13 protein-coding genes are annotated in these 13,257 nt (G+C 59.7%); 4 read left to right on the top strand and 9 right to left on the bottom strand.

What is annotated here, in order from left to right:
* Positions 1-87: 87 nt before the first annotated feature.
* The 6 genes from JFU11_RS24085 to JFU11_RS24060 all read right to left on the bottom strand — a co-directional run bounded on the left by JFU11_RS24085 (position 88) and on the right by JFU11_RS24060 (position 5,821).
* Complete coding sequence (locus JFU11_RS24085; RefSeq protein WP_201062295.1) at positions 88-393, bottom strand: YkgJ family cysteine cluster protein; 306 nt, start codon at positions 391-393, stop codon at positions 88-90.
* Positions 394-453: 60 nt separating this feature from the next.
* Entirely contained in the window at positions 454-1,230 is a 777-nt protein-coding gene (locus tag JFU11_RS24080; protein ID WP_201062294.1) for an SDR family oxidoreductase, read from the bottom strand.
* 67 nt (positions 1,231-1,297) lie between these two features.
* Positions 1,298-2,746: a deoxyribodipyrimidine photo-lyase gene (gene phrB / locus JFU11_RS24075; RefSeq protein ID WP_201062293.1), complete on the bottom strand. Its 1,449-nt coding sequence runs from the start codon at positions 2,744-2,746 to the stop codon at positions 1,298-1,300.
* A 33-nt stretch (positions 2,747-2,779) separates the two neighbouring features.
* Positions 2,780-3,721 (bottom strand): MerR family transcriptional regulator, encoded by a 942-nt coding sequence (locus JFU11_RS24070; RefSeq protein WP_201062292.1) that lies wholly within the window; start codon positions 3,719-3,721, stop codon positions 2,780-2,782.
* A complete protein-coding gene (locus JFU11_RS24065; protein WP_201062291.1) occupies positions 3,721-4,680 on the bottom strand; it encodes a DUF523 and DUF1722 domain-containing protein in 960 nt (319 codons plus the stop codon). Before JFU11_RS24065 ends, JFU11_RS24070 begins: the two co-directional genes overlap by 1 nt.
* 154 nt (positions 4,681-4,834) lie before the next feature.
* The gene (locus JFU11_RS24060) at positions 4,835-5,821 is read right to left on the bottom strand and encodes an FAD-dependent oxidoreductase (RefSeq protein ID WP_123719511.1); all 987 of its coding nucleotides are present in this window, start codon (positions 5,819-5,821) and stop codon (positions 4,835-4,837) included.
* A gap of 196 nt (positions 5,822-6,017) precedes the next feature.
* On the opposite strand from JFU11_RS24060, the gene JFU11_RS24055 reads away from it, so the two are divergent.
* Positions 6,018-6,920: a TIGR01777 family oxidoreductase gene (locus JFU11_RS24055; protein ID WP_201062290.1), complete on the top strand. Its 903-nt coding sequence runs from the start codon at positions 6,018-6,020 to the stop codon at positions 6,918-6,920.
* A gap of 13 nt (positions 6,921-6,933) precedes the next feature.
* Positions 6,934-7,959 (top strand): ferrochelatase, encoded by a 1,026-nt coding sequence (hemH, locus tag JFU11_RS24050; protein ID WP_201062289.1) that lies wholly within the window; start codon positions 6,934-6,936, stop codon positions 7,957-7,959.
* Between the two features lie 161 nt (positions 7,960-8,120).
* Here the strand turns inward: hemH and JFU11_RS24045 are convergent, their stop codons facing one another.
* The gene (locus JFU11_RS24045; RefSeq protein WP_123719508.1) at positions 8,121-9,395 is read right to left on the bottom strand and encodes a uracil-xanthine permease family protein; all 1,275 of its coding nucleotides are present in this window, start codon (positions 9,393-9,395) and stop codon (positions 8,121-8,123) included.
* Between the two features lie 2 nt (positions 9,396-9,397).
* Positions 9,398-10,036: a uracil phosphoribosyltransferase gene (gene upp, locus JFU11_RS24040; RefSeq protein ID WP_008011992.1), complete on the bottom strand. Its 639-nt coding sequence runs from the start codon at positions 10,034-10,036 to the stop codon at positions 9,398-9,400.
* 175 nt (positions 10,037-10,211) lie between these two features.
* Between upp and JFU11_RS24035 the strand changes: the two genes are divergently transcribed.
* On the top strand, positions 10,212-10,769 hold the full coding sequence (locus JFU11_RS24035; RefSeq protein ID WP_052965782.1) for a hypoxanthine-guanine phosphoribosyltransferase: 558 nt from the start codon (positions 10,212-10,214) through the stop codon (positions 10,767-10,769).
* Between the two features lie 100 nt (positions 10,770-10,869).
* Here JFU11_RS24035 and dauA read toward each other — a convergent pair whose 3' ends face one another.
* On the bottom strand, positions 10,870-12,591 hold the full coding sequence (gene dauA, locus JFU11_RS24030) for a C4-dicarboxylic acid transporter DauA (RefSeq protein WP_123719507.1): 1,722 nt from the start codon (positions 12,589-12,591) through the stop codon (positions 10,870-10,872).
* A 151-nt stretch (positions 12,592-12,742) separates the two neighbouring features.
* On the opposite strand from dauA, the gene JFU11_RS24025 reads away from it, so the two are divergent.
* Positions 12,743-13,228, top strand: coding sequence for a hypothetical protein (locus JFU11_RS24025; RefSeq protein WP_123719506.1), 486 nt, complete (start codon positions 12,743-12,745; stop codon positions 13,226-13,228).
* The last annotated feature ends 29 nt before the right edge of the window (positions 13,229-13,257 follow it).

Here is a 13,257-nt window from a genome sequence, read left to right as displayed (position 1 = left end):
TGAAATGCCGGGGTCGCTTCGCCACCCAACGGGGGCAAGCCCCCTCGCCACCGCTCGCTCCCACATTGGTATCGGGTGATCTGGCCGTCACCGATACGCCGTCGCAATCCCCTGGCGTTCGGTGATGCATTCCGGTGCGCCCATTTCGAACTCCCGGCAGATCAGCGGACGTTTTTCGTAGATGGTGCACATCATGCTGTTGCGATCCAGCGCGGCGCACCAGCCGTCATCCAGTCGCAGCATGACTTCCCCGCCCCAATCATCGGTATCGATAAAACGCTCGGGCACGCCGGTGTCGGTGATCAGCATGACTTCAAGCTGGCAACAGCAGGCCGCGCAGGTTGAGCAGGTGACCGCAGGTTCGACGATTTGCGTGTGGGGAATGGTTTTCATGGCACGCAGTGTAAGGCAGTGAGCCCACGCTGTGTGAAAGGCCTGACGGACGCTCAGGCTTCACGGCAGATCCTCGATCGGCGGATTGTTTCGCTCCCTGCGCTTGCCTATTTCCAGTCCCGTCTGGCCGGGCTTTTGCGGCAGAGGCCAAAGGACAGGCATGAGCAGTTCCGGTAAGGAGAGCTCCAGTGGACGATGCTTGAGCATGTCGAAGAGGTATCGCGCAGCTTTGTCTGCCGACCAGCCGACGTGTGTCGAGAGGTCGTTGTTCAGAGGTGTATCGATAACCCCTGGACTGACCACGGTCATTTCGATGTTTTCCGGCTTCACGTCGATGCGCAACGACTCGAAAAGATGACGCAACCCGGGCTTTGAATCGCCGTAGGCTTCTGCCCGTGGCAGGGGCAGATAGGTCACCGAGCTGGCCATGCCTACCAGGTGCGGCGCAGTACCCGCCTGCAGCAGGGGCCGGGCGGCTTCGATGCAATAGCTGCTGGCAAGCAGGTTGGTACGCACGATGTGCTCGATGATTGACGAGTCGAACTGATGGGCGTCGACGTATTCGCAGGTGCCCGCGTTGAGGATCATGGTGTCCAGAGAACCCCATTCGTTGGCAATCTGCTCGCCGATTTCGCGCACCTGTTGGCCGTTGGTCAAATCACCCGCGACCACCAGCACTTGTCCGGGATAACGCTGAGACAGGGCTTTCAATGGCGCCAATGAGCGGGAGCTGATGGCCAGATGGGCACCGGCTTTCAGTATTTCTTCGGCCAGCGCGGCACCAATACCGTTGCTGGCACCGGTCAACCAGTATCGCCTTGGAGGTGTGCGACTCATCCCAATTCCCTTTTTAACCAGATAATTTCCCGGCTCAACACCGTATTTATAACGCAATGCGGCGGCATCAACTTAATTCCGGTGGTGATAAACCCTGTCGGGATGGCAGGTTTTTGAACGCGGCCAGGGCCCGTTCGCGGGAAGTGCTCAGGTTGACGATAGGCGATGGATAATCCGTTACCCCGAATAATCCATCGAGTCTCGCGGGATTGTGCAGGTCTTTTTTGCTCATTTCATTGATCTGCGGCAACCAATGCTTGATGAAAACCCCGTCGGCGTCGAATTTTTCCGACTGGCTCAGTGGGTTGAAAATCCGGAAGTAGGGCGCCGAATCGGTGCCGGTGGACGAACTCCACTGCCAGCCACCGTTGTTCGCTGCCAGATCGCCGTCAATCAGATGCCGCATGAAGAAACGCTCGCCTTCACGCCAGTCGATCAGCAGGTTTTTGGTCAGGAACATTGCCACGATCATGCGCAAACGGTTGTGCATCCAGCCGGTCTCCAGCAATTGGCGCATGGCGGCATCAATGATCGGCAGGCCGGTACGGCCTTGTTGCCAGGCCTTGAGGTCTTCCGAGGCGTCACGCCAGGCGAGGGCTTCGGTTTCCGGGCGAAAGGCGCGGTGCCGAGAGACCCGTGGGTAGCCCACCAGAATGTGTTTGTAGAATTCGCGCCACAGCAACTCGTTGATCCAGGTGACCGCACCGACCTTGCCGCCTTCGAACTCCCCCTGATTGCTTCGCAACGCGGCGTGCAAACACTGGCGCGGGGAGATGACCCCAGCGGTGAGATAGGCCGAGAGTTGGCTGGTGCCGGGTTTTGCCGGGAAATCGCGCTCGCTGTGGTAATAGTCGATCTGCGCGTCGGTAAAGGTCTCGAGGCGGCGTCGGGCCTCGGCTTCGCCGGCCGGCCAGAGAGCACGCAAACTGTCGCTGGGCGTGTCGAAACCCTCGACACGAGAGGGCGGTTCGTCGCTGGCGATACCCAGTGACGCCTGAATGGCGGGGGCGGTAACCAATCTCGGCAATGATGCGTGCAAACGTTCGTAGCAGACCTTGCGGAACTGGCTGAAGACCTGGAAATAGGTACCGGTTCTGGACATCACGGTGCCAGGCTTGAACAGCAGTTGATCGAGGTAGCTGTAAAAGTCGATGCCCTGGGCTTTCAGGGCTTGGGCCACCGCAGCATCACGACGGGTTTCATGAATGCCGTATTCCTCGTTGACGTGCACTGCGTCGATCTTCAATTGCTGGCACAACTCGAGCAGGACTTTCGGTGCCTCATCCCAACGGGACGCCTTGCGAATCAGCAGCGGGATGTTCAGGGCGCCCAGCGCATGGCGTAATTCGCTCAGGTTGCGCAGCCAGAAATCCACTTTGCACGGCGCATCGTCATGCGCCAGCCATTGCTGCGGACTCAGCAAATACACAGCCACACTCGAGCCGCGCGCTGCGGCGGCCGAGAGGGCGGTGTTGTCATGTAGACGCAAGTCGCTGCGCAGCCAGATCAATTGCATGGTGGTATCCGCGCGATCCATTAAAAATCCGATTTAAATGAGCCCACGCTGAATCAGGCCCTGATGGGCCGACAACGGGTCTTCGGCCAGGGACAAGTCAGCGATGGCGGCGGTTCTTGCGGATAACTCGGTGTGGTGAATACGCACCGTTGATCCGGCAATCATTTTTGGGCAGCTGACGCCATTCAAAAGTTTCGTCAGCTGCGAAAGATTCATGGCTTTGCTGGAATACAGCAGTACGCCGCGGGCTTGCAGGTGATCGACCGCCAGCGCAAGTTCGCCAGCGGGGAGCGGCCAGTCGAAGACTTCCACCGGGCAATCGACGCTGCTGATCAGCCAGGCGGTGAGCCACAGATAAGGCTCCAGCGGCAGGTCCGAGTGATTGATCAGCAGCAGCGGCGCGGTGCGTAACTGACGATTGTTATGGTAGATCCTCGCGCCGAATTTGCTGCGCAACCAGGAATAAACAAACACCCGCTCCATCTGCGCGCCGAACTGGCCTTGCCAGCGTTGTTCCAGTTCCGCCAGCAACGGCATCAACAATTTTTCACACAAGGTGCGTGGCGGATACAGCGCCATCGCCTGATTCACCGTGTCATCGAGGGTGCGTTCGGCCAGCTGAGTGACCGCTTGCAGCAGTGTCTGGCGCAGCACCAGCCAATCGTTCCCGATGGGATCGGTAAGCCCCTGAGGCGTGTCGAGCAGTTGTTTGACCTGGCTGACAGCCACGCCGCGATTGAGCCAGGTGAGGATCGTCAGGATCCGTTGAACGTGTTCGGCACAGAACAGCCGATGTCCCTTGGGCGTACGCTGGGGCACGATCAACCCATAGCGCCGTTCCCAGGCGCGTAAGGTGACGGCATTGACCCCGGTCTGCCGGGCCACTTCACGAATAGGCAGCCAACCAGCGTCCAAGGCCTTCTTGAAGTCGCTGCCAAGGTCTTCGCTGGCGCTGGTGTCCGGTGGATTTTTCATTAAATCGCGTTTCGCAGGCTGAGGTTTTCCGGGTGCGGTTGCAGGTAAACCTGTTGCGCAATATATGGATCCGGGTGTTGGCGAAAGTAGTGTTTGAGCAGCGTCAATGGCACCACCAGCGGCACGATTCCCTGGCGATACTGGCCGATGACGTGCTGCACTTCCTGTTTGTCTTCAGGGCTGATGACTTGTTTGAGATAGCCGCTGAGGTGCTGCAGCACGTTGGTATGGGTGCGGCGTGTGGCGCATTTTTTCAGGGCCACCATCAGCTCGCTGAAATAGCGCGGGCCGAGTTCTTCGAGATCGGACTGGCCCATGTTGCCCAGCAAGTTGCCCAGGGTTTTGTATTGCACCGGGTTGTGGGCCATCAACAGGTATTTGTAGCGCGAGTGAAAGTCAGTAAGGCTGCGCCGGGTCAGGCCTGTGTGCAGCAACTGCTGCCAGGCGCTGTAGGCGAACACGCGGGTGAGGAAGTTTTCCCGCAGCACCGGGTCGTTGAGGCGGCCGTCTTCTTCCACCGGTAGATCAGGATGCAACGCACAGAAGGCTTGGGCGTAGATGCCACGGCTACCGCCGTCCACTGGCGCGCCATTGTCGTGGTAGACCTTGACCCGTTCCAGCCCGCACGAAGGGGATTTCTGCATGAAGATATAGCCGCAGATGTCGCCCAACTCCATCGCCATTTTTTGACCGTACTCGGCCAGCGGTCGGGTGACGTTGATCTCCGGATGGATCGTGCCGACAGCCTCCGGATGTGCAGGGTTGCCGACCAGCCGGATTGGTTGGCGAGGGATACCCAGGCCAATGGCGACTTCCGGGCACACCGGGACGAAATCGAAATAATCGATGAGGGTAATGCTGCACAGCCGCGATGCTTTGTGCCCGCCGTTGAAACGCACTTCGGCTCCCATCAGGCAGGCGCTGATGGCGATTTTGGGTTTCATGGCTGTAGGGGGCATCGGAGCGCCTCGAATCCAGATCTGTACAGATAATTAGGTCTGTACAACATGACTTCATCATAGATTCAAAGGTGTACAAGTCAAATTTTTTGTATAGGTTTTTGCGGGGCTGCTGCCCATGTCGACAGCAGCGATGGGCAGGACTTGATTCAATTCACTGCAGGTGTTCATGCAGCCGGCGGGCTGCTTCCTGACCACTGAGCCAGGCACCTTCGACACGGCCAGACAGGCACCAGTCACCGCACACATACAGGCCCAGATCGGCATCGGCCAGGGCACCCCATTCATGGCTGCTGGCCGGCCGGGCATACAGCCAGCGGTGAGCGAGACTGAAAGTCGGAGCAGGCATGGCGTCGTGCAGCAGTTCGGCAAAGGCTCCGTGCAATTGCTCGATCACCGCTTCCTTGGGCAGGTCGATATGCTGCCGGCTCCAGGGACTGGTGGCGTGCAGCACCCAGGTGTCGAGGGTGGTGTCGCGTCCCGGCTTGCTGCGGTTGCGCGCCAGCCAGTCGAGAGGACTGTCCTGCACGAAGCAACCTTCGATGGCGGTTTCCAGTGGCGTGTCGAACGCCAGGGCGACGGCCCAGGTGGGTTCCATTTTTACCCCGGCAGCGGCCCCGGCGAGTTTCGGCGCGGCCGCCAGCAGTGCGGTCGCCTGAGGGGCGGGCGTGGCGATGACGACATGGCTGAATGGACCGTGAGTGAAACCCTCGGCGTCTTGCAGGTGCCAGTGTTCTTCACCGCGATAGACCTCGGTGATGCGGCAAGCGAAATGCACTTCCAGATCACCGAGCAGGCCGCGCGTGATCGCGCTCATGCGTGGTGTGCCGACCCAGCGTGTCTGTTCGTCCGGCGAAGGCCTGAGCTGGCCGCCGTGAAAGGTATAGAGCTGCGGCGTCCATACGGCGACCCAGCCGTTGGCTTGCCAGCGCTGGACTTCGGTGACGAAGCGGCGGTCGCGGGCAGTGAAATATTGCGCGCCCATGTCCAGAGCACCCGCATCGCTGCGCTTGCTCGACATGCGTCCGCCACTGCCGCGGCTTTTATCGAAAAGTTGAACGACATGCCCGGCCTCCGTAAGGGCCTGGGCGGCTGAGAGTCCGGCGATGCCGGTGCCGATGATTGCGATAGGTACAGTCATAGGGGCCTCGTTTACCTTTCTGTACAGACTACGCCGTGGTTCAAACCTGTACAATATTGTTTTTTGGTATAACTTTTAGCGTTCTCGTTCTGACAGCTTGGCCTATTGTTAAGCACAGAGCCTGCCCGATACCAAAGATCCCTGCTTATAAAAATAGACTAGTGATCAGGGTAAAACGCCACGCGAGGAAGATGTCATGCACATATTGCTGACCGGCGGTACTGGTTTGATAGGACGTCAACTCTGCCAACACTGGTTGAGCCAGGGACATCGCCTGACGATCTGGAGTCGCACGCCTGCCAAAGTCGCCAAAGTCTGTGGCACTCAGGTTCGTGGAATCGCACGGCTTGAGGACTTGGGTCAAGAACCGGTGGATGCCATTATCAACCTCGCGGGGGCACCGATTGCCGATCGGCTCTGGACTCATAAACGCAAAGCGTTGTTGTGGAGCAGCCGGATTACCCTGACCGAAACCCTATTGGCCTGGCTCGAAAGCCGCGAGCAGAAACCGCAGGTATTGATTTCTGGCTCCGCGATCGGTTGGTACGGCGACGGTGGTGAGCGGGAGTTGACTGAAGAATCTCCACCGGTCATTGATGATTTCGCCAGCCAGTTGTGCGTCGCCTGGGAGGAAACCGCGCAGCGCGCCGAAGCCTTGGGCATTCGCGTTATCCTCATTCGTACCGGGTTGGTACTGTCCGCCGAGGGCGGCTTTTTGTCACGGCTGTTGTTGCCGTTCAAACTAGGGCTAGGCGGGCCGCTCGGCAGTGGTCGGCAGTGGATGCCGTGGATTCATATCAAGGATCAAATCGCCCTGATTGATTTTCTTCTGCACCGCAATGAGGCCAGCGGTCCATATAATGCCTGCGCGCCCAAGCCGGTACGCAATCGCGAATTCGCCCAAACGTTGGGCAGCGTGTTGCATCGTCCGGCGTTCATGCCGATGCCGACTCTCGTGTTGAAGGTGGGCCTGGGCGAGTTGTCATTGTTGCTGCTGGGTGGTCAGAAGGCCATGCCGGCTCGCTTGCTGGAAGCGGGCTTCACTTTCCAGTTCACTGATTTGCGCGCGGCGTTGGACGATCTGTCCAGCCGCCTCTGAAATAGGACGTTACATGACCGATCACGCGCTGCTTCTGGTCAACCTGGGTTCACCTGCTTCCACCTCGGTAGCGGATGTGCGCAGCTACCTCAATCAATTTCTGATGGACCCGTATGTGATCGACCTGCCGTGGCCGGTGCGGCGTTTGCTGGTGTCGTTGATTCTGATCAAGCGCCCAGAGCAATCGGCCCACGCTTATGCGTCGATCTGGTGGGCGGACGGCTCGCCATTGGTGGTGCTCAGCCGTCGTCTGCAACGGGCCATGACCGCGCAGTGGACCCACGGGCCGGTGGAACTGGCGATGCGCTACGGCGAGCCATCCATTGAGTCGACGCTGGTTCGTCTGGCGGCTCAGGGTCACAAAAAAATCACCCTGGCGCCGCTCTATCCGCAGTTCGCCGACAGCACCGTGACCACGGTGATCGAAGAAGCCAAGCGAGTGGTGCGGGAGAAGAAACTCGACGTGCAGTTCTCGATTCTCCAGCCGTTCTACGATCAGCCGGAATACCTCGATGCCCTGGTGGCCAGCGCTACGCCATATTTGCAGCAGGATTACGATCACCTGCTGCTGAGCTTTCATGGTTTGCCGGAGCGGCACCTGACCAAGATCGACCCCACCGGTCACCATTGCTTTAAAAGCGAAAATTGCTGTCAGAACGCTTCACCGGAAGTATTAGCCACCTGCTACCGTGCTCAATGCCTGCGCACTGCGTCAGAGTTTGCCCGGCTCCTGGGCTTGCCGGATGGCAAATGGTCGGTGTCGTTCCAGTCGCGTCTGGGCCGGGCCAAGTGGATCGAACCCTACACCGAAGCGCGCCTTGATGAGTTGGCCAAAAGCGGCGTGAAGAAAGTCCTGGTGATGTGCCCGGCGTTCGTCTCCGATTGCATCGAAACCCTGGAAGAGATCGGTGATCGCGGGAAGGAGCAGTTCCGCGAAGCGGGAGGGGAGGAGTTGGTGCTGGTGCCGTGCCTCAACGATGATCCGCAATGGGCCGAGGCGTTGAACGTATTGTGTGAAAGAGCGCCGTTGGCGTTGTAGGAAACACACCTTGAAGTGAAGGCGGGCTTGTTGTGGCGAGGGAGCTTGCTCCCGCTGGGTCGCGAAGCGGCCCCAAAATCTTTGCAGTCGATGAGGATTTTGTGAGTGCTGCGCACTCAAGCGGGAGCAAGCTCCCTCGCCACAGGGGATTGAGTCGCCTGTTACAACAACGGCTCTTCCGCCTGCTTGTGCTTCCAGCTGTCATGGCCCGGCAGCAACAGGTTCAGCGCAATCGCCACCACCGCGCACAACGCGATGCCTTTGAGGCCGAAATCGTCCGGGCCGGTGCCGGTGCCGACCAGCACACCGCCAATCCCGAACACCAACGTCACCGAGACAATCACCAGATTGCGTGCTTCGCCCAAGTCGATCTTGTGGCGAATCATTGTGTTCATCCCCACCGCAGCGATCGAACCGAACAACAGGCACAGAATCCCGCCCATCACCGGTACCGGGATGCTTTGCAGCAGGGCACCGAACTTGCCGATGAACGCCAGGCTGATCGCAAAGATCGCCGCCCAGGTCATGATTTTCGGGTTGTAGTTTTTGGTCAGCATCACCGCGCCAGTCACTTCGGCGTAGGTGGTGTTGGGTGGGCCGCCAAACAGGCCGGCAGCAGTGGTGGCAATGCCATCGCCGAGCAGGGTGCGGTGCAGGCCGGGCTTTTTCAGGTAATCGCGACCCGTCACGCTACCGACCGCGATTACGCCGCCGATATGCTCGATCGCCGGGGCCAGGGCAACCGGAACGATGAACAGAATCGCCTGCCAGTTGAATTCCGGCGCCGTGAACTGTGGAATCGCGAACCACGGTGCAGCAGCAATCTTCGCGGTGTCGACCACCCCGAAATAGAACGCCATGGTGAAACCCACCAACACGCCGGAGATGATCGGCACCAGGCGGAAAATGCCTTTGCCGAACACCGCGACGATCAGGGTGGTCAGCAGCGCCGGCATCGAGATCAACATCGCCGTCTGGTAAGGAATCAGCTCGGTGCCGTCGCCAGCCTTGCCCATCGCCATGTTGGCTGCGATCGGCGCCATGGCCAGACCGATGGAGATGATCACCGGACCAATCACCACCGGTGGCAACAGGCGATCGATGAACCCGGTGCCTTTGATCTTCACGGCGAGGCCGAGGAAGGTGTAGACGAAACCCGCCGCCATCACACCGCCCATGGTCGCCGCGAGGCCAAATTGGCCCTTGGCGAGAATGATCGGCGTGATGAAGGCAAAGCTCGAGGCGAGGAACACCGGCACCTGACGCCCGGTGACGATCTGGAACAGAATCGTCCCAAGGCCTGCGGTGAACAGCGCCACGTTGGGATCGAGGCCGGTAATCAACGGCATCAACACCAGCGCGCCAAAGGCCACGAACAGCATCTGCGCACCCGACAGCACTGTGCGCCAGAGCGGATCGTTGAACTCTTGCTGCATGCTCAAGCGTCCTTCTGCTTGGTGCCGAAGATCTTGTCACCGGCATCGCCCAAGCCTGGGATGATGTAACCGTGTTCGTTGAGTTTTTCGTCAATGGAAGCGGTGTAGATCATCACGTCCGGGTGAGCCTTCCCCACCGCGGCGATGCCTTCAGGGGCGGCCACCAGGACCATCGCGCGGATGTCCTTGCAGCCGGCCTTTTTCAGCAAATCAATGGTGGCGACCATGGAACTGCCGGTGGCGAGCATCGGGTCGATGATCATCGCCAGGCGTTCGTCGATTTCCGGCACCAGTTTTTCCAGGTAGGTGTGGGCCTGCAGGGTTTGTTCATTGCGGGCCACGCCCACGGCGCTGACTTTGGCGCCCGGGATCAGGCTCAGCACGCCTTCGAGCATGCCGATACCGGCACGCAGGATAGGCACCACGGTAATTTTCTTGCCGGCGATTTTCTCGACCGACACCGTGCCGCACCAGCCTTCGATGTCGTAGCTTTCCAGTGGCAGGTCTTTGGTGGCTTCATAGGTCAGCAGGGCACCGACTTCCTGAGCGAGCTCACGGAAATTCTTCGTGCTAATGTCGGCGCGGCGCATAAGGCCAAGTTTGTGACGGATCAGCGGATGGCGGATCTCGAGAATGGGCATGGGAAAGGCTCCGGCGGCGGGCAAAAAAACCGGCCTAGATTAATCTATCCGAGGGTGTTGTCCTATAGACATTCAGAACGTTAGTCCACAAACGCTTGATCTGGCCTCGCTTGATGCGTACCTTTGCCCGCTTTTCCTCACTTAGTCCCCCCGTTACCACCCCCAGGAGAGCGCCATGTCCGCTGATCTCGAGCATATCCGTCAAATCATGCGAGAGGCTGACTGCCTGTACACCGAAGCTGAAGTCGAGGCGGCCATCGCCCGCGTTGGTGCACAAATCAACGATCAGCTGGCTGAACGCAACCCGGTGGTGTTCTGCGTGATGAACGGCGGGCTGATTTTCTCCGGCAAGTTGCTGACGCATCTGAACTTCCCGCTGGAAGCGTCCTACCTGCACGCCACCCGCTATCGCAACGAAACCAGCGGCGGCGACCTGTTCTGGAAAGCCAAGCCGGAAGTCTCGTTCATCGACCGTGACGTACTGATCATCGACGACATCCTCGATGAAGGTCACACCCTGGGCGCGATCATCGACTTCTGCAAACACGCCGGCGCCCGCGCTGTGCACACCGCCGTGCTGATCGACAAGGACCACGACCGCAAGGCTCGCCCGGACCTGAAAGCCGATTTCGTCGGCCTGCCGTGCATCGACCGTTACATCTTCGGTTACGGCATGGACTACAAAGGCTACTGGCGTAACGCCAACGGGATTTTTGCCGTTAAAGGCATGTAAGCAGGCTGACTGTCTGGGGGCGATTGGCCGTCAGGCGCGTTGAGGCTTGAATACAAGGCCTCACATCAGGATGCGTGCGCAGTTTGCTTGAGCTGCGCGCTCAGCCCTGTCCGGCGAGCCAGCGTTCGCTTTTGCGTCGAGCCTGTTCCAGATTATTCACGTAGGCCAACTGTCGCTGTTCCCGATGGATGCCCGCGCGCCTGAGTTTCAGGCGTACCCGTGGAGCGGTTCCGACCAGAATCAGGCCGATGCCGTCGGTGCGGTAATCCCTGAGGATATTGTCGAAGGCCGCCAACGCCGTCATGTCCAGCATGGGCACGGCACTCATCTCGACAATCACCACTTTGACCTCCGGGCTGAATTTGCGCAGTACGCCCAGGGCTTTTTCCGCAGCACCGAAAAACAGCGGTCCGCGTATCGCATAGCAACGCACATGCTCCGGCATATCCTGTAAGGCTTGATGGAACTCGCGAGGCAGTTCGGCGGTGTCCGTGAGGTCGCTCATGCGTTTGATGAACAAACCGGCGGCCAGCAGCAGGCCGACGGCGACGGCCAGCACCATGTCAAACAGCACCGTCAGGCTCAGGCAGGTCAGCAAGACCAGCACGTCGCTGCGCGGTGCAATGCGCAAGGTGTGCACGACGTGCCGGGCTTCGCTCATGTTCCACGCCACCATCACCAGCAATGCCGCCAGCGCCGCCATCGGCAAGTAGCTGAACAGGGGCGCGAGGGCGAGTATCGCCAGCAACACCACCGCACTGTGGATAATCGCCGCTAATGGTGAAAACGCTCCGCTGCGCACGTTGGTGGCACTGCGGGCGATTGCCGCGGTGGCAGTAATGCCGCCGAACAGCGGTGCGACCAGATTGCCCAGGCCTTGACCCAGAAGTTCGGCGTTAGGGTCGTGTTTGCTGCCCGTCATGCCGTCGGCCACCACCGCGCACAATAATGATTCGATGGCACCGAGCATGGCGATGGCAAAGGCTGGCGCCATTAATTGGCGGATCAGGTCGTAAGACAGGTGCAGCGGCTGGCCGTAGGGCCCCGGCAGATCCCACGGCCAGTCGAAGCTCGGCAGAAACGGCGGTATGCCGGGATGGCTGACGCCATCGACGATATAGCTGAAGCGCTCCCCCAGTGTCGCAACCGGTAACCCGCCGCTTTCCAGTGCCACCCCCAGCAATGCGCCGACGGCCAGCGCCACCAGATGCCCCGGAATCCTCGGCACATAACGCGGCCAGACGATCAAAACCGCCAGGCACATGACACCGATGATCCCGTCCCCCAGACGAGCGCTGGGTAACGCCTGGAGCACCCCGCCTAATTGCTCGATGTAATGTTCGGCATGCCCGGTGGTACTCAGGCCCAGCAAATCCTTTAATTGAAGGGTGGCGATGACAATGCCGATCCCGGCGGTAAAGCCCAAGGTCACCGGATAAGGAATGTACTGAATCAGCCGTCCAGCCCGAATCAGCCCCAAGGCAATCAGGATTGCCCCGGCAAGCATGGTGCACAGCAGCAGGCCACCCAGACCATATTGTTGGGTGATCGGCAGCAGTATCACCACGAACGCGGCTGTCGGCCCGCTGACATTGAAGCGCGAGCCTCCCGTCAGGGCGATCAGGGGCGCGGCGATCAGCACCGTATACAGACCTTGCTGGGGCGCTACCCCCACCGCAATCGCCAGGGCCATGGCCAGAGGGATGGCGATAATCCCGACTGTCACCCCGGCGCTGATATCGCCGCGCAAACGTCTGAGGCTATAACCTGCGCGCCAAGTCTGACGCCAGGCGGCGAATAACGGGGGCATGGAGAATGACATGGGTACTCCACAACAGAGGGTGCACTGTCGAAATGGGGCTGAAAGCTCTTTCAGTATGCCCAGCCTTGTCTTCCAGAGTATTGACCTTGATCGGTTATTCGCCGGGTAGATCCTCATGCTAGAGTGCTCGGCCCCGTCCCCGGAGCCATCCATGAGCCTTTTGATCCGCAGCTGCGCCGCCCTGTTGCTGACCGTTAGCCTGCCCCTGGCCGCCGCCCCGTCGCCGATGCATGCGCAGTTTTTGCCCCCGGACGACCTGACTCTGCGTGATGCCGAACCCGAGCAGCAGCAATTGTTGCAGATCACCGAGTATTCGGTGGTGATCGGTAGCCAGCGCCAGTCCAACCAACAGCCGATCCCGGTCACATCGCCATTGCTGATCCGCCTCAAGGGCAAATCCTTGAACAAGGGCGCGACCATCAGCCAGGTGCTGGTCAACTTCGATGGCGAAAGCAAAAGCCTGAAAAAGCCGATCTACGACGAAAAAAGCAAAACCCTGACCCTCTATTACCCGCTGGCCCAATACCGGGTGGTGATCGACTTGTTGCGCAATGACACGGTGTATTGCCAGTTCCTCAGTTACGCCAACGGCCATATCTGGGCCGATTTGCACACAGGCAGCGTTCGTCCGCGTTGAGCCTGGCGCCTGCGCAGGGGTAAACTGCC

The organism is Pseudomonas sp. TH37, assembly GCF_016650735.1.
Taxonomy (GTDB): Bacteria; Pseudomonadota; Gammaproteobacteria; order Pseudomonadales; family Pseudomonadaceae; genus Aquipseudomonas; species Aquipseudomonas farris.
The sequence above is the reverse complement of the archived record's forward strand: the minus strand, read 5'-3'. Positions and strand labels throughout refer to the sequence as shown.

Bases quoted from the DNA above. Each gene is read 5' to 3' on its own strand.
- JFU11_RS24070 (WP_201062292.1), bottom strand. From the start codon at position 3,721: ATGAAAAATCCACCGGACACCAGCGCCAGCGAAGACCTTGGCAGCGAC.
- phrB (WP_201062293.1), bottom strand. From the start codon at position 2,746: ATGCAATTGATCTGGCTGCGCAGCGACTTGCGTCTACATGACAACACC.
- JFU11_RS24085 (WP_201062295.1), bottom strand. From the start codon at position 393: ATGAAAACCATTCCCCACACGCAAATCGTCGAACCTGCGGTCACCTGC.
- JFU11_RS24045 (WP_123719508.1), bottom strand. From the start codon at position 9,395: ATGCAGCAAGAGTTCAACGATCCGCTCTGGCGCACAGTGCTGTCGGGT.
- JFU11_RS24065 (WP_201062291.1), bottom strand. From the start codon at position 4,680: ATGCCCCCTACAGCCATGAAACCCAAAATCGCCATCAGCGCCTGCCTG.
- JFU11_RS24080 (WP_201062294.1), bottom strand. From the start codon at position 1,230: ATGAGTCGCACACCTCCAAGGCGATACTGGTTGACCGGTGCCAGCAAC.
- JFU11_RS24025 (WP_123719506.1), top strand. From the start codon at position 12,743: ATGAGCCTTTTGATCCGCAGCTGCGCCGCCCTGTTGCTGACCGTTAGC.
- upp (WP_008011992.1), bottom strand. From the start codon at position 10,036: ATGCCCATTCTCGAGATCCGCCATCCGCTGATCCGTCACAAACTTGGC.
- JFU11_RS24055 (WP_201062290.1), top strand. From the start codon at position 6,018: ATGCACATATTGCTGACCGGCGGTACTGGTTTGATAGGACGTCAACTC.
- hemH (WP_201062289.1), top strand. From the start codon at position 6,934: ATGACCGATCACGCGCTGCTTCTGGTCAACCTGGGTTCACCTGCTTCC.
- JFU11_RS24035 (WP_052965782.1), top strand. From the start codon at position 10,212: ATGTCCGCTGATCTCGAGCATATCCGTCAAATCATGCGAGAGGCTGAC.
- JFU11_RS24060 (WP_123719511.1), bottom strand. From the start codon at position 5,821: ATGACTGTACCTATCGCAATCATCGGCACCGGCATCGCCGGACTCTCA.
- dauA (WP_123719507.1), bottom strand. From the start codon at position 12,591: ATGTCATTCTCCATGCCCCCGTTATTCGCCGCCTGGCGTCAGACTTGG.